The organism is Corynebacterium sp. HMSC074C03, assembly GCF_001838285.1.
In the GTDB taxonomy this organism is placed as follows: Bacteria; Actinomycetota; Actinomycetes; order Mycobacteriales; family Mycobacteriaceae; genus Corynebacterium; species Corynebacterium amycolatum.
Window position 1 is genome coordinate 32,992 of sequence record NZ_KV836189.1, and the last position, 20,817, is coordinate 53,808.

Sequence of the window (20,817 nt, forward strand, 5' to 3'; positions counted from 1 at the left end):
GGCTACTCCTGCAACCTCCCCGCTGATACGGCCTTAAAACAGCTCCTCGTTGTGGCCGGGTACCGCGCCATCGGGCTCATCCAACAGGTGCGACCCTTCATTCGCAACATTACCGACGACGCGGTTGACCGGTCGGATGGTCAGTTTGTCCACCACCTCGGCGCTGGTCACGCCAACATCTCCGTTTGCTGCCCAGGCCGAGAGATCCAGCCAATCGCTGACTTCATCGTCGGCAAGCACGCGCGGCATACGATGATGCAGATCCACGAGCTGTCCCACGGCGTCGGTGGTGAGAATTGTGGCGGAGACTATATCTCCCCAGCGTGCCCACAGACCCGCGACGGTGAAAAGCGGTGCGTCATCACCGAAGCTGACGAAGTAGGGCTGGCGATTTTTCCATTCATACCAACCGTTCATGGGGATTGCGCAGGGAAGGCCGTCCCGGAAAGTCGGTTTGGACTGCCAGGTTTCCGCACGGGCGTTGAAGAAAGGTGTCGTTGGCACTTCGCGGGCCCACTGCGGAATTAAACCCCAGCGCACGGTGGCTGCAATGGTTCCTGTGCGGCCGGGATGCTCGCGGGCAAGAGCAACTATTGGCATGGTCGGGCCGATGTTGTAGCGGGAGGTGGGCAACGGGCCGTCGGCACGCACGGGCGCCAAACCGGGAATTTCAGCCGTGGTGCTGAGCAGCTTTTCGGCGACTGTGAAATTGACGAAGCGACCACACATACCAACTGATTGTGCCGATGACTCCCCCTCTAGTCGAGGTATGGAGTGAAAGTGTTCCATAATTGGTTGTGTGTGTTCCCAAAATCAGAATTGGTCTGCCCCTACTGTAAGTGTCGACGGTGCCGAATCCGGTCGACAGCCTTTTAGCGCCACGGTGCAGATTGCCGGCTCGAAGTCGATTACGAACCGTGCTCTTGTCATCGCGGCGCTATCTTCGACCCCATCGGTTATCCATGGTGCTCTGCGCTCTCGCGATACCGATCTTATGATTCGCGCACTGCAGGCCCTGGGAACTGACATCAGTGCCGACTCGACATATTCGGGTTCCCCGAACCACACGCTCCGTGTCACTCCACGCATACTCCGCGGTGGTGTCGTGGAATGTGGCCTTGCAGGTACGGTTATGCGCTTCGTGCCGCCTATCGCAGCTCTTGCGCAGGGGTCGGTGTTCTTCGAAGGCGACGTAGAGGCCAAGGCTCGCCCGATGTCAGCCGTGCTGGATGCCCTGCGCAGCCTCGGTGTGAACATCGCTGGAAATGGGCTTCCTTTCACGGTCAATCCACAGGGTCCGAACCAGGGCAACCGCCTCGGTGACTCGGTCCAAGAGCAAGATCTGCCGGACATCGGCGGCGAAGTGGAAATTGACGCTTCGGCCTCAAGCCAGTTCGTCTCCGGCCTGTTGCTGTCAGCGCCGCGCTATGGCCGTGGCCTCGTACTTCGCCCGACCGGAGAGATTCCATCCCGCCCGCACATTGACATGACCCTGGACATGCTCCGTGAGGCCGGTGTGCAGGTCGACGAGACCACGGCCGACGCACCTGAGGGATCACGCACAACGTTCACCATTCACCCCACCGAAATGATGGGTCGTACTTGGCAGATCGAGCCCGACCTGTCCAACGCTGCCGCCTTCCTGGCCGCTGCGGCTGTCACTGGTGGCAGCGTCACCGTGCCCGACTGGCCAGAGCACACCACGCAGCCGGGCGACCGCATCCGCGAGATCCTCACCGCTATGGGCGCTACCGTGACGTTCAACCGTCACGAGGGCGGCCGCACCAGCCTCACCGTCGTGGGCCCAAAGCCGTCGGAGCTGCGCGGAATCACGATGGACATGTCCGAGATTGGCGAGCTGACCCCAACGGTTGCTGCCATCGCCGCCCTGGCCACCACCCGCACCGAGCTGACGGGTATTGCCCACTTGCGCGGTCACGAAACCAACCGTCTTGCCGCGCTCACCACGGAAATCAACCGCCTCGGCGGTCGCGCTACGGAGCTTGACGACGGCATTGCGATTGACCCCGTTCCGCTCCACGGTGGCCTCTGGCACAGCTACGCCGACCATCGAATGGCCACCGCTGGTGCCATTGTTGGCCTGCGCACGGAGGGCGTGGAAGTCGAAAACATCGGTACCACCGCTAAGACCATGCCTGGATTCGACCTGCGCTGGCTGGAGATGCTCGGACTGGCCTCCCCCAGCCCTAGTTCGTTGGAAAAGTCGGTCGACACTCGACTTGATGGCATGGAGGACGGAACCGAGGCAGGGAAATAACAGTGGCGGCACGCAGGCGTGGACGGCAATGGGACGAGTCCGATGTACGCATCCGCCCCGGTAGAGGGTCTCGGCCACGGACGAAGGATCGCCCTAGCCACGCAGATGCCCACTGGGGCATGGTGGTGACCAAGGATCGTGGTCGTTGGGGTGTAGTCCTCGATAACAACGCTGATGTTGCAGTGACATGCATGCGTGCCCGCGAGCTCGGCCGCACCAATATCGTTGTCGGTGACCGTGTCGGTGTCGTCGGCGATGTCAGCGGCCGTGAGGGCACACTGGCCCGCATCGTCAAGCTGGCAGAGCGCAGCACGGTTTTGCGTCGCACCGCCGATGACAATGACCCGTATGAGCGCATTGTCGTGGCCAATGCCAGCCTGCTACTCATTGTGTGTGCAGTCGCCGATCCTGAACCCCGCACCGGTTTTGTCGAACGCGCGCTGGTCGCGGCCTACGCCGGCGGTGTCCGTCCCGTGCTCTGTCTGACTAAGTCTGATCTGGCTGACCCAGAGGAATTTGCCGGGGAGTTTTCCGCACTCGGAGTGGATGTCGTTGTCTGCGGTATTAACGATGACTTGGCTCCTTTGTCAGAGCTCATCGATGTTCCAGAACGAGTGACAGCTTTGGTTGGGCATTCCGGTGTTGGGAAATCAACCCTCGTCAACCGGATTGTTCCCGAAGCCAACCGTGAGACCGGCGAAGTCAGTGGTGTGGGTAAGGGCCGCCATACCTCCACGCAGTCGGTGGCGCTGATGTTGCCGTCGGAAAGCGAAAACAGCGCGCCCTCGTGGATCATTGATACCCCGGGCATTCGTTCCTTTGGCCTGGCTCATGTGACACCGGAGACGCTACTGGCGGCGTTTCCAGATATCCAGGCGGCAACAGATGGATGCCCACGTGGTTGCACCCATTTGGGACCACCCGGGGATCCAGAGTGCGCCCTGGACAAGTTGGAGGGAGTTCAGCACCGTCGAGCGATGGCAGTGCGTCGTCTATTGATCGCTATCAGCGACAACGAGGACTGGGAGCTGGACATTGAAAGAGACTAGCCACACCAATTCTGCGGAGACGCCCTCTGAAGCCTCGGCAAGTGCTGAGTCGAACAAAGAGGACTCCGGTCTCTACCCCGCTCCCGGCAGCTGGATTCGACTGTGCATCTACACGCTTATCGTCGGTCTTGCGACGGGGCTCGGAGCAGCCGGGCTCGCGCTGATTATGCACGGGATCGAGTACGCGGTCTACGGGCAGCACGAGGGTGACGTAGCGGTCGTGACCGATGGCACCACCGGCCTACAGCGCTTTGTCGGGATCGTGTTGGCGGGGCTGATTGCAGGACCAATGTGGGCCGCTTTGCGCACAAAGGCGAAGCCCATTGAAAGCGTTGAGGCGGGCATGCACGGCCGTCTCATGCCTGTGTGGTCGACTCTTGTCAATGTGTTTTTGCAGATGGCGACCGTAGCCGCAGGTGCATCCATGGGACGCGAGAATGCCCCGCGTGAGCTAGGTGCAATGGTGGCCTCACAGATGTCGCATCGACTACGCATCGATCCGCTACACCGCCGTATTCTGGTCGCAGCAGCGGCCGGTGCCGGCCTGGGGGCGATTTATCATATCCCGCTGGCTGGAGCGGTTTTCTCGTTGGAGATTCTGCTGGGCTCACTGAGCATTACCGCGGTGATGGTGGTGCTGGCTTGTTCGGCCATTGCGACGGTGACGTCGGGCATTGTGGTCGGAAGTAGCCCGCTCTACAGCCCAATCAATCTCTCAGACGGATGGGGCAACCTCGGTGCGGCACTGCTCATCGGTGCTATCTGCGGCGTCATTGGCTACGCATTTCGCATTCTGAGCTCGCGGATGTCGGACAAGGCACCGACTGGCTGGCATTCTGCCTGGGCCATCCCCCTCGCGTTCACGCTAGTTGGTGTGATTTCCCTGTGGGTTCCAGAAGTCTTGGGCAATGGCCGTATCGCTGCGACCACAGTTCTCATGGACCGCCCGCTGCTGGGTTTTGCTGTCATCCTGCTGATTGCGAAAGCTATCGCGGTTCTCGTTACTTTCCGTTCGGGGGCCGTCGGTGGTCTCTTGACTCCCGGCTTTGCCCTTGGCGCGCTCAGCGGTTTCATCGTCGGCTGCTTCGTACAGCCATTGATGCCCTCAGTTCCGCTGAGCGACTTTGCGATTCTCGGCGCGGCGGCCTTCCTGTCGGCGTCCATGGCAGCTCCACTGTTCGCACTGATCGTGACCGTGGAGTTTACCGGCCAGAATTCCTCGGCTTACTTAGCGCTCTTCCTCGCTGGTGCAACTGCGACACTAACTGTGACCATAATTCGCGCCTGGCTACGGCTCCCCCACAAGCAATCAATGCCATGGAACCGCAAACCGGCAGCCGCAGCTGCGGTCCGCAAGCGGGTCGAGGGCTAACCGTGCGCAGCAGTGTGCGTTGAGCGACCTGTATAGGCTCGGACAATTTCCCGGACGCCTGGGCGAAGACGGCGGAGCATTCGCAGGCCCGTCGCTAAGCCCTTGCGTTGCGGGGAACTGGACTGGAGCTCCGCTTCAACCTCCGGGTTCTTCGCAAATGCCGCCTCGGACCGCACCTCCGGAGCGTTGTCCGGGTCAGCGACTAAGAAGCGATCCGGCAGCGACAACTTCAGCAGTGTGCGCTGGACCTGGAAGAACTGCTTCGGGAACGACCCCGTGTTGTATGGCAGGTCGTATTCTCGGCAAATCTGCTGAACCTGCTTCGAAATCTGCGCAAGCCTGTTGGATGGCATGTCTGGGAAGAGGTGGTGCTCAATCTGGTAATTCAGATTTCCCGAGAGCACCGACAACGCCAGCCCACCGTGGAAGTTCGCCGAGCCCAGCATTTGGCGCAAATACCACTCACTCTTGTCCTCGGTGTTGTACTGCTCCTTGGTGAAAGTCTCGGCATCATCCGGGAAGTGTCCGCAGAAGATGACAGCGTAGGCCCACAGATTACGGGCGAGGTTGGCCATCATGTTCGCAGTTGCCACTTCGCGGTAACGCGGACCCGCCATCGCCGGGAAGAGAACGTAGTCCTTGATCACCTGGCGCCCCGACTTGTTGAGAACCTCCATGAGCTGCGGCCGGGCCTCATCCCAGGATTTCTTGCCTGCGAACACACGCCCGAGCTCAACGTCGTAGAAAGCCACTGCCCATTGGAAAAGGCTGGCCAAGACCACGTTTGTCACCGGCTGCAACAGCGTCGATGGCTTCCAACGGCGGTCACGAGTCACCCGGAGAATGCCGTATCCCACATCGTTGTCCATACCTAGCACGTTGGTGTACTTGTGGTGGACAAAGTTGTGGGAGTGCTTCCACCCGCTCGATGGGCAGGAATTGTCCCACTCCCAGGTGGCCGAGTGAATCTCGGGGTCATTCATCCAGTCCCACTGACCGTGCATGGTGTTGTGGCCGATTTCGAGGTTTTCCAAAATCTTTGCCAGCCCCAGCGCTGAGATGCCCGCCCATTTGAAACCCCAGTGTGCGGTGTTCCTCCACGACTTCGGCAGCAGCCCCAATTTGTTCAGGGCCATGCCTGCGGTCGGGACCATCAGCAGACCTCGACCAGTCACCTCAAGGGTGCGTTGAATGCGGATGAGCGTGCGGATGTAGCGAGCATCCTTCTGCCCCAGCGAATCGCGGTGTTGCTTTTCGATTTCCGCAAACCGACGCCCAATCTCTGCGACGTCTTCTTCGCTCAAGTGCGCATACGATGCGATATCGGAAATTGCCATGGGAAGGGTCCCCACTCCTTTGAGGTAGTTTCTCCTGGTTAATGCATGTTGAGATAGATGTGGGGCGAACTTACAGTTCGATACGCGCGTGCCCCGCCGGCGCACAGACGCACGTTCGGACTCGCTCCCCCGCCACAAACGTCGCACCGGTGCGGATGTCCCGCGCTGCGCCGTCGGAGAGCTGCTGCACGCACGTCGCACAGATTCCCATCCGACAGCCGTACGGCAGGTCAACTCCGACGCTCTCCGCCGCCTCCAGGATGGTGGTTGCACCGTCTACGTCGATATCGCCTCGGCTACCGAAACTCACCGTGCCACCGGCCTCCTCCGCCGCGGAGCGGTCAACGGTGAAACGTTCCGTCCGCAGCCCGGGGAACTCCGGCTCAAGGTTTTTCAGCAGTTCAACCGGACCACAGGCATAGGCGCTTGCCGACGATGCCAGCGTTCCAAAGTCACCAATGATGTCGGTAACCGCAGCAGCGTCAATCCGCGGCTGCGTCTCCGTATTCCGGGCATGCAGGCGATACTTCAACTCGCTAATAGCACTGCGCTGTTCCATCTCCCGGAGTTCGTTGACAAACACAGCTTCTGCCTCGCCGCGGTAGGAGTGAATGTGTTCGACTTCCACTGATGCATTGCGAGCTGAAAGATCACGCAGCATGGAAATCACAGGAGTTACGCCGGAGCCTGCGGTAACAAAAGCAATGCGGGCTGGGAGTGGCTCCGGAAGATGGAAATCCCCAGCCGGGGCAGCCAGGCGGACGACAGTACCCGGTTTTACATTGGCGACGAGATGTTGGGACACGTAGCCGTCGTTGAGTGCACGAATGTTGATAGTCAGCAGCCCGTCATGAGGCCGCGGTGCATTTGTCAGTGAGTAGGAACGCCACAGGTATTTCCCCTTGACCTCTACGCCGAGTCCAATGAACTGACCTGGCTTGAAGTCTGTTGGCATCCCCCAACCCGGACGGATTATCAACTCTGCTGAAGTAGGAGATGTGGGATTAATGGCCTCAATCTGACCGCGCAGCTCGCGACTTGACCACAGCGGATTTAGCAAATGCGTGTAGTCATCGGGCAAAAGTGGCGTGGATAAATGCTTCAATACCCGGGAAACTTTGGTCTTAAGCCCCATTCTTGGCCCTCCTGACTGTCACGGGAGAACAAGTAATAATACTGTTCATCAGCGGGCATTCCCCGCCCGATCCATTATTACGTGCCCGTAGGTTACTTAGACGTAGACTACGGAGCGGTAAGTTATTGGTCAAGAGAAGCAAATGATTTTGACACAAATAGCGAAATTGTCATTACCCCCGCTTTCCTGCGAAACACACCCTTTGACATGGAGCTTATCCACACAAAACAATCCCGCCTTTTATACCCCCGCAGAAAAAACTTGTGCCATACAAAAGGGGACTGGGTTCCAAACCCAGTCCCCTTCTTCAACACCAAGCACGCGCTACTACAGGAAGTCGACCACCATGCCGAGCTCAGCTACGTCATACCACGCCAGCGGAATCTCCAGCGCATCGCCGACAGTGAGCTCCGCATCCTCGTCACCGAGATCTGCCTTATCGACGGCTTCAATCGCAGCCTCAACCTTGCTTTCCGCCTCTTCCACATCAATGTGGAGCGCTGCAACGTCGGCAAGCGAAATTGGGCCGCCGACCTTAACCACAGCATCGCCCATATCCGACTGTGGTTCCGCCTCCACATCGACGGAAATGACTACTCGGCGGTGCGGGAACTTCTCTTCTGCAGCATCGAGCAGACGGAGCGACGCACGCGCAGCCTCATCAAAGGCCACCTCTGCCAGTTCCTCATCATCGCCCTCAGTAAAGAAATCGCGCAGCGCCTCAGTGACAGCAAAGCCCCAACCACCGCGGGCGTGGAAGAGCTCATCCTCCTTCAGCGCCTCAAGCATGGAGAAAGTCGCTGGGATATAGACACGCATTAGAACTCGCCCTCGAGACCCAGTAGACCAGCAATCTCGACCACTGCGCGGTCGAACTGCTGATAGAAGACTCCCACCATGCCGTTAGAGACGGCAGCATGGATGTTCTCAATCGAATCATCCACCAACACACAGTCCCGTGCCGGCAGTTCAATAGCCGCAGCAGCTGCATTAAAAGCCTCCGCCGAAGGCTTCTCATGGCCAATTTCACCAGAGAGCACAACTGCGTCTACCAGGCCCTCATCTTCGAGCTTGCGAATCGGATCCGCCGATGGGCCACCTGGGTCATTCGACAGGACTGCCAGGCCAACACCATTTGCACGCGCCTCTACCAGCAAATTACGCCAACGTGCCTGGTCTTCATCCGTACCGTCGAGGACACCACAGTAATCGATAATCATTCCGCGCATGGCCTGTAGTTTATCGCATGACCTGGGGGTTTGCCTTTTTTCCAGTTCAGAGTGTTAATTGGCTGTTCGTGACGCCAATTTATAGACGACCAGAACGGCTTTGACGAAAACCTATAGGGCTATTAACAGCGAGACACTCAGCCCACTTCGCGGCTGCATCTTCTCCCCACCCCCCATGCCAGCCGTGAATTCCCCTTCACAAGCTGCACACTTAAAGCACTTGTAGGACAATGGTCTTCAGCAAGGGGGAACTTGCCAATGGAGAGTTTTTAGGGGGATTAATCCATGGCACCTACGTCTCACGTACCAACATCGCAGGCGCCGATGCCTTACGCGCTGTCGCACGCCGCTGAGAACCGATCCAGTGACAGGGAATTCATCGAACCAGCAACGGGCTTTTCGCTTCTCCACACAATTCAACTTGGCCAGTCAGCTAATGCCGCCACTTCTCCAACCGCAAAAGTGGCACCGACCTATAGCGGATATTCCGTTGCTTCCGGGACCGCTGTCATGACGGCATTACCGCCCGCCGTGGCCACTCCTGCGGCAAAAAAGACGCCGCAAACACCGCACGTCGTCCAGCACTGTGAGCAGAATCTGAGACAGGAGCTTGGCACGATTACTCGCCGCGTCTTCGACATTATCGCGGGTCGCCGGCGAGTCAACGATTTGCGTCGCATCAACATCGACCCGATTATTCACGCTGCGATACTCACGCTGTCGAAAAACACCAGCCTCAAAGGTGTCGCGTTGCAATCCTTTCACGCCAGCGCTTCAGCGGACGGCAAAAAGGTCGAATTCCTGGGTAGTTGCCGTGTCGGTCCGCGCGTTCGCGCGTTCACGGGCACGTTCCGCCGCGGAACAGCAAAAACGCGGCCATGGATCATGACCGCGTTTCGTGTGCTTTAGTGCTTAGCGACGGCGCTTGCGAGCCGCCTTCCGACGCTGCGCCCGGTTTCCCTCAGGCTCTTGATCCATGCGCTGCTGCTCTGCACTGCCGTCCTCGCTGGGGCCGGAGTAGGTCATCTGCTGATTTTTCTCAGCAGCTTCCGTTGGCAGAGCCGGAGCCTGGTTTTCCTGCCCCTCAGTGTTTTCCACTGCGGGCATAACCTGCTTACGGATTAGGAACAGCTGACGAACCGATTCTTCCTTGATGCCGTCCATCATCGCGGTGAACATGTCGTAGCCCTCACGCTGGTACTCCACCAGCGGGTCAGCCTGGGCCATGGCGCGCAAGCCAATGCCCTCCTTGAGGTAGTCCATCTCGTAGAGGTGCTCGCGCCACTTCTGGTCCATGACGTTCAGGATGGTGAAGCGCTCGATGTTGCGCATCTGGTCGTCGCCGCCAATTGCGGAGACCGCATCCTCAAGCTGGTCGTAGCTGGCCGAGATGTCCGTGTGCAGAGCCTTGGACAGCTCATCGGCGGAGAGGTCACCCGGGGTGCCGAAGTCAGAGCCATCAATGAGCTCTTGTGCCGTAAACGTCGGGCTGTAGAGCTGCTCAAGGGCATTCCACAGCTCGTCGAGGTCCCAATCCTCCACGTAACCGTCAGCGGTGGCACCGTTGACATACGCATCGACGACGTCGTCCTGCATGTCACGGACCTGAGTCTCCAAATCCTCACCTTCGAGGATGCGACGGCGCTCAGCGTAGATGACCTTACGCTGCTGGTTCATAACCTCGTCATACTTCAGAACATTCTTACGGATTTCGAAGTTCTGGCTTTCCACCTGAGCCTGAACGCTCTTAATGGAGTTGGAGACAACCTTGGAGTCAATAGGAACGTCATCTGGGACATTCAGAGTGTTCATCAGCGCTTCCATGCGCTGACCGTTGAAGCGGACCATGAGATCATCGCGCATGGACAGGTAGAAGCGGGTGACGCCCGGGTCACCCTGACGACCGGTACGACCACGCAACTGGTTGTCAATGCGGCGTGACTCATGGCGCTCAGTGCCCAGGACGTAGAGGCCACCGGCCTCACGTACCTTGTCAGCTTCTTCCTTCGACTGCTGACGAACACGCTCAATTTCAGCGTCCCACGCCTCTTCGTACTCTTCCGGAGTTTCCACCGGGTCCAGACCACGAGAGCGCAGATTCAGGTCAGCGATGATGTCCGGGTTACCGCCCAGCACGATGTCAGTACCACGACCGGCCATGTTAGTTGCCACGGTAACGCCTCCGAGACGACCTGCCACTGCGACAATCTCGGCTTCCTTCTCGTGGTGCTTAGCGTTCAGCACAGAGTGAGGAATACCTTCGCGCTGCAGGAGCTTGGAAAGGTACTCGGATTTCTCGACTGACGTCGTGCCAACGAGAACTGGCTGGCCCTTTTCATGGCATTCGCGGATGTCCTCGACAACAGCGGCGAACTTTGCCTCCTGCGTCTTGTAAATCAGGTCGGGCAGATCTTCGCGCTGCTTCGGGCGATTCGGCGGGATCGCCATGACGTTCAGCTTGTAAATCTGGTGTAGCTCAGCCGCTTCGGTCTCAGCCGTACCGGTCATACCGGACAGCTTGTCGTAGAGGCGGAAGTAGTTCTGGAGCGTAACGGTTGCCAGCGTCTGGTTCTCGTTTTTAATCTCCACCCCTTCCTTGGCCTCAATTGCCTGGTGCATGCCCTCGTTATAGCGACGGCCTGCCAGCACACGACCGGTGAACTCATCGACAATGAGGATCTCACCATTGCGGATAATGTAATCCTTGTCGCGGGTGAACAGCTCCTTGGCCTTCAGGGCATTGTTCAGGTAGCTGACCAGCGAGGAGTTTTCCGGAGCATACAGGTTGGCAATACCCAGCTGATCCTCAACGAATTCAACACCCTCTTCACGAATACCGATGGTGCGCTTACGCTCATCGACTTCGTAGTGAATGTCGCGCTTCATACGCGGCACAATCTTGGAGAACGCCAGGTACCAGTGCGGATCGCCATCTGCCGGACCGGAAATAATTAACGGGGTACGGGCCTCGTCAATCAGAATCGAGTCAACCTCATCGACGATGGCGAAGTGGTGCCCACGCTGCACCAAATCGTCGAGCGAATGCGCCATGTTATCGCGCAGGTAGTCAAAGCCGAATTCGTTGTTCGTACCGTAGGTGATGTCAGCAGCATAGGCCTTGCGGCGCTGATCCGGGCTGAGCTCAGAGAGAATGACGGAAGTCTCAAGCCCCAGGAAGCGGTGGACTCGGCCCATCCACTCCGCGTCACGCTTAGCCAGGTAGTCATTAACCGTAACGACATGAACACCCTTGCCTGCCAACGCATTGAGGTATGCGGGCAGCACACAGGTCAGGGTCTTACCTTCACCAGTACCCATCTCGGCAACGTTGCCGAAGTGCAGTGCAGCACCGCCCATAACCTGGACACGGTAGTGCTTCTGCCCCAGCACGCGCCAGGATGCCTCGCGCGCCGTGGCGAAAGCATCCAGCAGCAAATCGTCTACATCGGCACCGTCAGCCAGCTGCTTCTTAAACTCCTCGGTCTTGGCACGGAGTTCATCGTCTGAAAGAGCTGCGTACTCGTCTTCCTTGGCGATGACCTGATCTGCAATATTGCCAAGCCTCTTGACAGCGCGGCCTTCACCAATGCGGAGCAACTTGCTGAGCGAAAACACTAAATTGGGACCTTTCCGGCCGATTCACGTCGAACTTTAATGTGCAACGGTTGATTATACGACGAACCCGCCTTCCCTTCTAAGAGAAGACGGGCTCATGTGAGCAATTACTTACCAATACACAGCTCTGCGCGGTATTGCGTGCTCTTTTTGGTGAAGACTTACTTCTCGTCTTCGTCTGCCAGCTCAATCAGACCGTAGTCGTATGCGTGTCGACGGTAGACCACGGACGGACGAGAGGTTGCCTCGTTAACGAAGAGGTAGAAGTCGTGACCGACGAGCTCCATCTCAGACAGAGCATCTTCCACCGTCATCGGAGTTGCGGAGTGCTGCTTGGTACGCACAACCTGGCCCGGACGTACGTCCTCAACCAGATCCTCGTACGGATCAGCCTTTTCCGGAGCCGCTGCCTCAGCCTCTGCAACCAGCGAAGCAGTTGCCTCGCCGACGGACATCGGTGCACGGTGGCCAGAACGGCTAATCTTGCGGCGAGCCTTCACCTTACGCAGGGAGCGCTCCATCTTGCCCAGAGCAGACTCCAGTGCAGCGTAGAAGCTATCTTCCTTCGCTTCCGCACGAGCCAGGTGCCCCTTGCCAGTAGCGGTGATCTGAATACGGTCAGAGCGGTCTGCACGGCGCGGATTCGGCTCGTGCTGGAGCTCCACGTGGAAGAAGGTCAAAGTCGGGTCGAGGCGCTCAATCTTCGCCAGCTTCGCCTTAACACGATCTGCGAAGTGCTCTGGAACCTCAACATTGCGCCCGGTGATGGTCACCTGAGCGTTCGGGCTGAGTACCTCGTTGTTGTCAGCAGGTGTGGACACTTGCTACCTACCTCCCGGTATGGCCACCGCCCTTCCGTGAGCGGGATTACTCACGGCGTCTACGGTGACGAGTCTTTCTGCACCCCCAGGATACAGTTCCGGGGGTAACCAATGCCACGTTCCCCTCGTTTATTTTTCGCTTGCCGACGACACCCCTGCGTCTACGCCCGGGCGAGCACCAACACCATGTCGATGCGAATCCCCAATGACGCTGCCACCAACTCAGTTTCCGCTGCAGTGGCACCAGTGGTGGCCACATCATCAACCAGAATTACTGTCGCCTGTGCACAGCGTTGTCGCAGCTTGTCGCTAATTCCGCGCTTGAATTGCGTCAGCGGCACAATGTGGCCAGAAAGGTTTCGTCTGCGTTGAGAAGCCCCCAGCTCCGCCGAATCCCGCGTGCGCCCACCAATGCGCACCAGGGGCAATACCGAACTGGAGGGGAGCTGACTGCAGGCAAAGTCGCAGGCAATTGTTACCGGGTCCCCACCCCGTTGTCGACGGGATGACGATCTTGTCGGCGCGGGAATCAAAATGACGGGGGTAATTTCCGGGGGCATTATATGGCCGTCTGAGGCCAGTCTTCGTACCGCAGCGGCGAACACGGCCCCCATGATTCGTCTGGCTTCACCACTGCCCCGTTCTTTGGCCGACAAAATGAGATGTCTCCTCGCACCGGAGTACGGACCACAGGTCCACGCTGCTGCGCGTAACGCAGCCCGCGGTGAAAACCGCACTGGAGGTTGCTGGAGATCGTCCTTGCAATCACGACACAGCGTCCCGGAGCAGCCGCACACCGGGCAGGTTTCCGGTATCACGAGGCCAATCGCATCGCGAGTGACGTCGTAAAGCACGCGCAGTACATCCTGCGATGATTTCCCCTGCGCCATTGATCCCCTCCCCGATTTGCGCTTACTCCACAGACACCGGAGCCATTCGACCATGCGCACCCGGAACCTGGCGCCAGAACTGCTGCTGCCCCTCGCTGGAGATCAGCTCCATGACACCGGTGGCATCCAATGCGTAACGCTTCGAGGAGGTCGCGGTAACCACAGGAATTGGCGGTGTCAGGTTGAGCTTCGGCAGAACGGAGCTGGTCGCACCGTCCGGGAAGGCACTCCACATCGGGGTGTCTCCGCTGTAACCGCCCACCGTGACCGTTTGATTCGGCGACCACGTCAGCGACACCGGGGAAACGTTTTCAGGGAGCGGCAGTGCGCGCGGATGCGTCAACTTCCACGGTTTGTCGTCATGCCTTTCGATGGTGGCGATATAGACCTCACCAGCGATAATCATCGCTACCTGGGTGCCTGAAGAATCGACGCGGAATTCAGAAATACCGGCGCTCGGGTGGCCCGTGCCTTCGCCGCCGTCAAGAAGGTGATTGACCTCAGAGGTATCAACCTCCTCCTGCTGAATCCGGGATGACGTCGGCTGCCGAACCAGGCGTACGACGGTTGTGCCGTCCTTCACTGTCCAGACCGCCTCGGCATCTGGCGACCATGTCGGACGGGTGAGACTCTCGCCAGTCAGCACAGGAACCGGCTGATCTTGTATTCCACCGAGCATCAATGTGGACTCCCCAAGGTCATACGAACCGGTACGACCATCCACAGCCGAGCGGAACACGGCGGCAATAAGCTCGCTGCCATTGGGGTTGATGCCCACTGCCGCGGAAAACACCGCAGTGCTGCCGCTGGCGGTCCAGCCACGTCCCACAGGTGTGGCGTGGCCGTCAGCAATCTCGTAGATACCGCTGCGGTCGACCGTCCGCAACGGCGCGTTATCAGCCGGTAGATGATTCGGGTCGTAGAGCTGGATTGCGTCGGTATCCTTCGTCCACGGCTCGTCGTGGCTGGCAATTAGTGGTTCGCCGTCGGCCATGAGGATCCACGGACCACGGAAATCTGCCGAGTCGAGAGTCCAGATAATCTGTGCCGCGAGCATGACACGCAGTTCCTCGGAAACATCACCCAATCCGGTGATTTCGACCCTGCGACCGTCCGAGTTGGACACAGGTCCCGCTTCCACCGCAATTGAGGCATTGGGCTTGAGCACTGTGGTGACGCCCGGTCGCAGTGGTGCTGATGGTCCGTTCTTCAGCTTTGTCAACAGATTGGTCGCGCCATCGGTGACGCCACGATAGAGCCAACGACGATCTGTGACCAAATGATTACCGGCCGGGTCGAGGAAATAGATATTGCGAGGCACATTGTTTTCCAGGAATGCCTGACGCTCCATGACAACACCGTCGGGCAGCGAGGAAATGCGCCACTGCCCATCCGAACCGAGCTTCATCTCCACGGTTTCCTCATAATCACCGGACTGGGGCTCATAAGCACCATCAGTACCAAATTGACCAACGCTGCGACCTCGGGCAACGAAGGACTGTCGAGAACCTCCTTCATCCCGTTGAGCGATGAGGTTGACACCGTCAAGAATGCGGGCGCTATCATGCGGCTTCCAACTGGCCGCAAGTTCCGGGGTCATGAAGGCACGCATAGCTTGAAAATCATCAACCGGATGCGCGGCCGCGGCGAAAAAGTCGCGCAGGACAATGTCTGCATTGACATTCGGTCGTGGCTGAGGAACTTCAATACGAACTTGGGGCGGCTCAAACGGACGCAGCACCTGGGGGCTGGTGTTTCTCGGAATGGTGGTACATCCTGCGGCCGTGCCCAAAATGATCACTGAGCTAAGCGCCACTGTCTTACGCAGGACGCGACGAGCCTTTGACTGTTGCTGCGCCGTCATTTAAATATCCTCCTCTCGTGCCTGTCGGGATTCGCTATCGCTAGTCGGCTGCCCCTTACCCTGATGCTGACTCTTGACTTGCGGTGCAATCGAATCCGATTCCAACTCCCGTGCACCAATTTCCTGCTGATGCGGAATCTGATCGGGCAGCGGCGGAACTTCCAGGCCGAGCGGATGCTCACCGAAGCTCGCATCAGGCTCCAGTGGCACAGTCAGGCGGAAACAGCTACCGACCGTCGGCACGCCAAATGCCTCCAGTTCCCCACCATGCAATTGTGCGTCCTCACGCGCGATCGCCAAGCCAAGTCCGGTCCCGCCGGTGCGTCGGACACGCGAGGGGTCAGCGCGCCAGAACCGGTTAAACACCAGCTCTTGCTGTTCCGGCTTTAGCCCCACACCGTGGTCAACGACCGTAAACGAGACCGCGGAATCGCTCGCCCGCACTGTGACATCCACCGGATTGCCCTCACTGTGGTCAACAGCGTTGGCCATAAGATTGCGTAGCACGCGCTCGATACGACGCGAGTCGACTGTTGCCATTACCGGTTCATCGGGCAGGTGGAAGCGGATGGGTGTACCGGTCTCCTTAGCCACGACCGTTACCTGCTGATAGGCAGCATCCACGCAGCGACGGACATCGACCTTTTCTGCGGACAGGTCAGCAACGCCGGCATCGTGGCGTGAGATCTCAAGCAGGTCATTGAGAAGCATCTCAAAACGCTCAAGCTCCTCATTCATCAGCTCAGCTGCGCGGCGAGTCGCCGGATCGAGGTCCTCAGCGCCGTCAGCAATAAGATCGGCGGCCATACGCACCGTGGTCAGAGGCGTCCTCAACTCATGCGAGACATCGGAGGTGAACTGTCGCTGCAGACTGCCGTATTCCTCCAGCTGTCTAATCTGCGTCGACAGCGATTCGGCCATCTTGTTAAAGCTCATGGCCAGTCGCGCCATGTCATCTTCACCCTGCACGACCATGCGTTCGCGCAAGTGGCCGTCGGCAAAGCGCTGGGCAATCTGGGCGGCGGAACGCACTGGTGTCGTCACCTGATTGGAGAAGAACCAAGTAATACCGCCGAGAAGCGCCATGATGACTACTGTCGCACCGGCGAGCAGACCACGAACCAACTTAATAGTCGATTCCTCTGCAGCCATAGAGGTGACCAGATAGAGCTCGAGCCCATCAACCGAGGTAGAAGTAGGGCTACCGATAATTAACGCCGAGTACGTATCGCCACGGTTATCAGTGACTTGGCGTACCTGATACGCAATTTGCCCTTGTCGGACTACTTCATGCAATCGTTCTGGAACCTCGGCCTTAATCGGCGATGAAGCCAACACCGTGCCTCGTGGCACCGGCGCCACGAGCAGCGGTTCATAACTTGTCAGTGGCGCAGCACCGGAACCGGCTGCACGGTTCACAAGGGCATCGCGCCCCACGTTGAGCAGAGCTTGCAGCTCGTTGGACGAAGAGTTCTCAATCGCCTGCTCCACCACCGCGCGAGCACGGTCAATTTCCTCGTCGGCAGCGGTAACCTTTGCGTCGATAAGCCGCTGGGTAACAATAGTCGCCAGCGCGAAACCGAGGACCGCAATCACCATCGCGCTCAGTACCACGACAGAGGTCAGAATGCGCGCTTGGATAGACGTGCGCCAGAGCGTAACCGCCCAGGTCACTCCCCTATTGGTGAAGTCTCGAAGCTTCGTTATTAATCGACGCAAGAATCGGCTCCCACTAAAGCTGACTGACCTTGATTAGTCACCCGTCTTGTACCCGACACCGCGGACGGTCAGCACAATCTGGGGGTTTTCCGGATCCAGTTCAATCTTCGAGCGCAGACGCTGAACGTGAACGTTGACGAGTCGAGTATCCGAGGTGTGCTGATATCCCCAGACCTTTTCCAACAACTCATCACGGGAAAAGACCTGCTTCGGACGGGAAGCAAGAGTGTGCAATAGGTCAAACTCCAACGGGGTCAGAGAAATCTCCTTGCCATCGCGGAACACGGCGTGACCGGGCACGTCGATAGTCAGGTCGCCGACCTCGAGGGTCTCACTCGGGCTATCCTCTTGACGACGCAGCCGAGCGCGCACACGCGCCACGAGCTCCTTCGGCTTAAAGGGCTTCGTGACATAGTCATCCGCACCGGATTCCAGGCCGAGGACCACATCGACCGTGTCGGTCTTCGCAGTCAACATGATGATCGGCACCGCCGATGTCTCTCGCACAGTGCGACAGACATCGACACCACCCATGCCCGGCAACATGAGATCCAGCAGAATCAAATCTGGATTCTCCCGCTCTGCTGCCTTGACAGCTTCGAGGCCATCGTCGACTACTACTGTGTCGAAGCCCTCGCGCTCCATCACCATCGTGAGCATTTCGGCGATGGCCGGATCATCATCAACAACCAGGATTTTTGAGCTCATGCGTCATATTCTAAACGTAAAGCTATCTAGTTCTGTAGTTTCCAGTTGAGGTGGCTAGCGCAGCCGTGCACTGATCCATTCCACAAGACGGTCCGCCCCATCATCCCCCGTAAGCATCAACCATGGTGACTGCCACGAGCCCCCCGCGAACTTCTGGTACGCCGCCAGCGTGCGCTCCTGCAAACCCGAGTCCTTTTCGTAGGTATCCCTAGTTCGCTGCACATCAGAGGCTTCCCGATTGCGTGCGCGGTCGGCTGCCACTCCCACCGACGTGGCCAGACAGACCTGAACGTCGGGAAGCGGAAGCTGGAAATCTCCGAATTCGGTCTTCTCAATCCACTCGACGATCGCCGGATCCTGCGTGCGAGCCAGGGAGTAGGCCGCGTTGGACCCGACGTAGCGGTCGATGATCAGAACATCGTTCTCGCGCGCTGCATCAACAATCGCTTGACGACGTTCTTTGCGGTCCAGAGCGAACAGGAGTGCCATTGCCCAAGCGGAGTCCGCAGTGTCGCCGAGCTGACCGTGCAAAGCTTGATCGGCGAAATCAGCGAAGATCGTCTGCCGGTACGCCGGAAAGGTCATCGATGAAACGGAGTGCCCTTGACTTCGGAGTTGATTGGTAACAGCTGTGACAAGCGTGTTCTTGCCAGCACCGTCGATTCCTTCGACTGCGATAATCAAATTTTTCTCCTCGCACACATGGCTACGACCTAGCCGTGGCTAGAACTAGTAGCGGTAGTGCTCTGGCTTATACGGACCCTCGACATCAACGCCGATGTATTCGGCCTGTTCCTTGGACAGCCGGGTGAGCTCGCCGCCGAGTGCCTCGACGTGAATGCGAGCGACCTTCTCATCCAGGATCTTCGGCAGACGGTGGACAGAGTTGTCGTACTTTTCGCCGTTGCAGTAGAGCTCAACCTGAGCGATCGTCTGGTCGGCGAAGGAGGTCGACATTACGAAGGACGGGTGTCCGGTGGCATTGCCCAGGTTGAGCAAACGCCCCTCGGAAAGCACGATCAGAGAGCGCTCTTCGCCGTCTGCATGCGGGAAGATGTACTCGGTGACCTGCGGCTTGATCTCCACACGACGGACATCATCGCGATGGTGCAGGCTGTGCATGTCAATCTCGTTGTCGAAGTGCCCGATGTTGCCCAGCAGCGCGTGGTTCTTCATCTGCTGCATGTGCTCGAAAGTAATGACGTCCTTGTTGCCTGTGGCGGTGATGACAATGTCGACATCTGCGATGACGCTCTCAGTAGCGACAACGTCGAAACCGTCCATCAATGCCTGCAATGCGTTAATCGGATCGGCCTCGGTGACCTGAACGCGAGCGCCCTGGCCAGCCAGTGCCTCTGCGCACCCCTTACCCACGTCACCGTAGCCACAGACCAGTACGTTCTTGCCCCCAACCAGCATGTCGGTACCGCGGTTGATGCCGTCCAGAAGGCTGTGACGGGTGCCGTACTTGTTATCGAACTTGGACTTGGTGACCGCATCGTTGACGTTCATGGCCGGGAATGGCAGCACTCCCTGCTCTGCGAAGTGGTAGAGGCGGTGGACACCAGTGGTGGTCTCCTCTGTGACACCCTTGACCGACTCTGCAATTCGGTGCCAACGGCCGGCATCCTTCTCCAGGCTGGCGCGAAGCATGTCCTTGAAGGCAATAAACTCATCCGAATCCGACTCTTCTGCAGGCGGCACCAGGCCAGCATCCTCGAATTCCATGCCCTTAATGACAGCCATGGTGGCGTCGCCGCCGTCGTCCAGAATCATGTTGGCATCTTCATCGCCCCAGTCGAAGATGCGGTTGAGGCACCACCAGTACTCTTCCAGTGTCTCGCCCTTCCAAGCGAAAACCGGAACACCCTGCGGGTCCTCCGGAGTGCCGTTTCGCCCAACGACGACTGCCGCAGCGGCCTCATCCTGGGTGGAGAAGATGTTGCACGAGGCCCAGCGGACCTGTGCGCCCAGCGCCGTCAACGTCTCGATGAGCACTGCGGTTTGAACCGTCATGTGAATGGAGCCGGAAATACGGGCACCGGCCAGTGGCTGCTGCTCCGCGTACTCTTCGCGCAGCGCCATTAGACCTGGCATCTCGTGCTCAGCCAGACGAATCTGGTGACGACCGGCCTCAGCCAGGGAGAGGTCTGCAACCTTGAAATCAATGTTCTTCGAGGACATGTAACGCTTTCTCTAGATTCTTTGACGTGAGATTCTTCTTAAAGAATTACTACTGGGGACGCGAGAGTTACTCTACCGCTTCGACGCAGTTTTCCAGCGCCGCCTGGTCAGACTCACTGAGTTCCCCCAGAAGACTATCGAACACCTCGGATGCGATAGCCAACGCATCTTCCTCGCTGCCGTGCGCCTCGGAGATTCCCTCCCGGATGAAGCTGTAGTCCTCCACAGTGTCACCGCTGCTAAATGGCGCACCATTCCAAATTGCAATGATCACAGCCGCCGCGAGTGCGCATGCTTTCTCATCGCTATTTTCGGAATCCACCCCAATGCGGCCAGCATCAATCAATGCACCAACACGATCCTGTGAGTCGAGATCCTGAACCTCATCGAAGAGTTCAATGACCGAATCGCTACCAAAAATCTCAGTATCCCAGATGGACATGATAGGTGGCCACGCTCCTTTCGCGCTTCGAACCAATAGCCAGTTTTCGTCTATCGACGAGCGCTTTCCAAAGAGCGCTTTTCGACGAGCCCACGGTAATCTGGCCGCCGACCTAAAAGCTGTCGCCTGCACGTACCGCTAGCCGGAAAACCGCATGTGGCCTTACCGAAGTTC

18 protein-coding genes are annotated in these 20,817 nt (G+C 58.4%); 4 read left to right on the forward strand and 14 right to left on the reverse strand.

Annotated elements, in window-relative coordinates; translation table 11 throughout:
- Positions 1-33: 33 nt before the first annotated feature.
- On the reverse strand, positions 34-729 hold the full coding sequence (locus tag HMPREF2847_RS00310; protein WP_048731692.1) for an SOS response-associated peptidase: 696 nt from the start codon (positions 727-729) through the stop codon (positions 34-36).
- Positions 730-799: 70 nt separating this feature from the next.
- On the opposite strand from HMPREF2847_RS00310, the gene aroA reads away from it, so the two are divergent.
- The 3 genes from aroA to HMPREF2847_RS00325 are packed head-to-tail and all read left to right on the forward strand — an operon-like array spanning position 800 to position 4,699.
- Positions 800-2,278: a 3-phosphoshikimate 1-carboxyvinyltransferase gene (aroA, locus tag HMPREF2847_RS00315; RefSeq protein WP_083327276.1), complete on the forward strand. Its 1,479-nt coding sequence runs from the start codon at positions 800-802 to the stop codon at positions 2,276-2,278.
- Between the two features lie 2 nt (positions 2,279-2,280).
- Positions 2,281-3,327, forward strand: coding sequence for a ribosome small subunit-dependent GTPase A (gene rsgA / locus HMPREF2847_RS00320; protein ID WP_048731688.1), 1,047 nt, complete (start codon positions 2,281-2,283; stop codon positions 3,325-3,327).
- Positions 3,314-4,699: a chloride channel protein gene (locus HMPREF2847_RS00325; protein ID WP_070851127.1), complete on the forward strand. Its 1,386-nt coding sequence runs from the start codon at positions 3,314-3,316 to the stop codon at positions 4,697-4,699. The genes rsgA and HMPREF2847_RS00325 overlap by 14 nt, the downstream gene beginning before the upstream one ends.
- Here HMPREF2847_RS00325 and HMPREF2847_RS00330 read toward each other — a convergent pair.
- The 4 genes from HMPREF2847_RS00330 to HMPREF2847_RS00345 form a co-directional block, all read right to left on the reverse strand.
- Positions 4,696-6,036 (reverse strand): fatty acid desaturase family protein, encoded by a 1,341-nt coding sequence (locus HMPREF2847_RS00330; protein ID WP_070851129.1) that lies wholly within the window; start codon positions 6,034-6,036, stop codon positions 4,696-4,698. The genes HMPREF2847_RS00325 and HMPREF2847_RS00330 overlap by 4 nt on opposite strands.
- Positions 6,037-6,106: 70 nt before the next feature.
- Entirely contained in the window at positions 6,107-7,171 is a 1,065-nt protein-coding gene (locus HMPREF2847_RS00335) for a flavin reductase family protein (protein WP_070851130.1), read from the reverse strand.
- A gap of 327 nt (positions 7,172-7,498) precedes the next feature.
- A complete protein-coding gene (locus HMPREF2847_RS00340; RefSeq protein ID WP_048731681.1) occupies positions 7,499-7,990 on the reverse strand; it encodes a DUF6912 family protein in 492 nt (163 codons plus the stop codon).
- Complete coding sequence (locus HMPREF2847_RS00345; protein ID WP_038627918.1) at positions 7,990-8,400, reverse strand: HAD-IA family hydrolase; 411 nt, start codon at positions 8,398-8,400, stop codon at positions 7,990-7,992. Before HMPREF2847_RS00345 ends, HMPREF2847_RS00340 begins: the two co-directional genes overlap by 1 nt.
- Before the next feature lie 285 nt (positions 8,401-8,685).
- On the opposite strand from HMPREF2847_RS00345, the gene HMPREF2847_RS00350 reads away from it, so the two are divergent.
- Positions 8,686-9,309, forward strand: coding sequence for a hypothetical protein (locus tag HMPREF2847_RS00350; protein ID WP_048731677.1), 624 nt, complete (start codon positions 8,686-8,688; stop codon positions 9,307-9,309).
- 3 nt (positions 9,310-9,312) lie between these two features.
- Here HMPREF2847_RS00350 and secA read toward each other — a convergent pair whose 3' ends face one another.
- From secA to HMPREF2847_RS00395, 9 genes are all read right to left on the reverse strand, one after another.
- Positions 9,313-12,015, reverse strand: a complete 2,703-nt coding sequence (secA, locus tag HMPREF2847_RS00355) for a preprotein translocase subunit SecA (protein WP_070851131.1) — start codon at positions 12,013-12,015, stop codon at positions 9,313-9,315.
- Between the two features lie 161 nt (positions 12,016-12,176).
- Complete coding sequence (gene hpf / locus HMPREF2847_RS00360) at positions 12,177-12,836, reverse strand: ribosome hibernation-promoting factor, HPF/YfiA family (RefSeq protein WP_070851132.1); 660 nt, start codon at positions 12,834-12,836, stop codon at positions 12,177-12,179.
- Between the two features lie 161 nt (positions 12,837-12,997).
- Positions 12,998-13,255, reverse strand: a complete 258-nt coding sequence (locus HMPREF2847_RS11160) for a hypothetical protein (RefSeq protein ID WP_141737802.1) — start codon at positions 13,253-13,255, stop codon at positions 12,998-13,000.
- A 493-nt stretch (positions 13,256-13,748) separates the two neighbouring features.
- On the reverse strand, positions 13,749-15,590 hold the full coding sequence (locus HMPREF2847_RS00370) for an LpqB family beta-propeller domain-containing protein (RefSeq protein ID WP_070851134.1): 1,842 nt from the start codon (positions 15,588-15,590) through the stop codon (positions 13,749-13,751).
- A complete protein-coding gene (gene mtrB / locus HMPREF2847_RS00375) occupies positions 15,591-17,264 on the reverse strand; it encodes an MtrAB system histidine kinase MtrB (RefSeq protein WP_187401085.1) in 1,674 nt (557 codons plus the stop codon).
- A gap of 78 nt (positions 17,265-17,342) precedes the next feature.
- Positions 17,343-18,017, reverse strand: a complete 675-nt coding sequence (mtrA, locus tag HMPREF2847_RS00380) for an MtrAB system response regulator MtrA (RefSeq protein WP_048731669.1) — start codon at positions 18,015-18,017, stop codon at positions 17,343-17,345.
- 54 nt (positions 18,018-18,071) lie between these two features.
- On the reverse strand, positions 18,072-18,701 hold the full coding sequence (locus HMPREF2847_RS00385; RefSeq protein ID WP_070851138.1) for a dTMP kinase: 630 nt from the start codon (positions 18,699-18,701) through the stop codon (positions 18,072-18,074).
- 45 nt (positions 18,702-18,746) lie between these two features.
- Positions 18,747-20,201, reverse strand: coding sequence for an adenosylhomocysteinase (ahcY, locus tag HMPREF2847_RS00390; RefSeq protein WP_070851139.1), 1,455 nt, complete (start codon positions 20,199-20,201; stop codon positions 18,747-18,749).
- A gap of 67 nt (positions 20,202-20,268) precedes the next feature.
- A complete protein-coding gene (locus HMPREF2847_RS00395; RefSeq protein WP_070851140.1) occupies positions 20,269-20,643 on the reverse strand; it encodes a DUF4259 domain-containing protein in 375 nt (124 codons plus the stop codon).
- Between the last annotated feature and the right edge of the window lie 174 nt (positions 20,644-20,817).

Coding starts and splice junctions, on each gene's coding strand:
- ahcY (WP_070851139.1), bottom strand. CDS start 20,201: ATGTCCTCGAAGAACATTGATTTCAAGGTTGCAGACCTCTCCCTGGCT.
- HMPREF2847_RS00350 (WP_048731677.1), top strand. CDS start 8,686: ATGGCACCTACGTCTCACGTACCAACATCGCAGGCGCCGATGCCTTAC.
- HMPREF2847_RS00330 (WP_070851129.1), bottom strand. CDS start 6,036: ATGGCAATTTCCGATATCGCATCGTATGCGCACTTGAGCGAAGAAGAC.
- HMPREF2847_RS00335 (WP_070851130.1), bottom strand. CDS start 7,171: ATGGGGCTTAAGACCAAAGTTTCCCGGGTATTGAAGCATTTATCCACG.
- mtrA (WP_048731669.1), bottom strand. CDS start 18,017: ATGAGCTCAAAAATCCTGGTTGTTGATGATGATCCGGCCATCGCCGAA.
- HMPREF2847_RS00310 (WP_048731692.1), bottom strand. CDS start 729: ATGTGTGGTCGCTTCGTCAATTTCACAGTCGCCGAAAAGCTGCTCAGC.
- HMPREF2847_RS00345 (WP_038627918.1), bottom strand. CDS start 8,400: ATGCGCGGAATGATTATCGATTACTGTGGTGTCCTCGACGGTACGGAT.
- HMPREF2847_RS00395 (WP_070851140.1), bottom strand. CDS start 20,643: ATGTCCATCTGGGATACTGAGATTTTTGGTAGCGATTCGGTCATTGAA.
- HMPREF2847_RS00370 (WP_070851134.1), bottom strand. CDS start 15,590: ATGACGGCGCAGCAACAGTCAAAGGCTCGTCGCGTCCTGCGTAAGACA.
- HMPREF2847_RS00340 (WP_048731681.1), bottom strand. CDS start 7,990: ATGCGTGTCTATATCCCAGCGACTTTCTCCATGCTTGAGGCGCTGAAG.